General features: G+C 62.4%; 1 protein-coding gene. It reads left to right on the top strand.

The features are described from left to right. A partial coding sequence (locus tag C2I19_RS22035) for a hypothetical protein (protein WP_158253719.1) occupies nt 1–431 on the top strand: 431 nt, incomplete at both ends.

Genomic DNA, 431 nt, shown 5'->3' with positions numbered 1-431 from the left:
TGGACAAGGCCATAGACGCGACGGAGAAGCTGAAGAAAGTCAGCGAGATCAGCGAAAAGCTGACCGGCGGCGCGGCCAAGGTATTGCGCACCGATACGGGACGCAAAGTCTATGAAGCGGCGCGGGCCAAGCTGAACCCGGTGTTGGGCAACCGCTTGCCGGACACCGAGCGCGTCTTGTCCCTGTTGGACAAGGCTGAGGACTACAGCGGCAAGTCGGCGAACTATCTGGGCCGCACCGGCGATGCGCTGAAAGCCTATCGCGACATCCAGGGCAGCACGGCCAAACGGCTATTGGCCGCCGGCGCAGCCTTCCTGAAGAACGACGAAGCGGATGCGGCGGCCGGGGACAAGAAGGCTGACGCCAAGGCGGAAGGCAAATCCTCCGGCAAGCGCGACAACGCCAAAGCCAAGAAAAAATCGTCCGCCAAG

This window comes from Chromobacterium alticapitis (assembly GCF_002924365.1).
GTDB classification, from domain to species: Bacteria; Pseudomonadota; Gammaproteobacteria; order Burkholderiales; family Chromobacteriaceae; genus Chromobacterium; species Chromobacterium alticapitis.
Note: the sequence above shows the minus strand (reverse complement) of the source record. Positions and strands in the feature narration are given on the sequence as shown.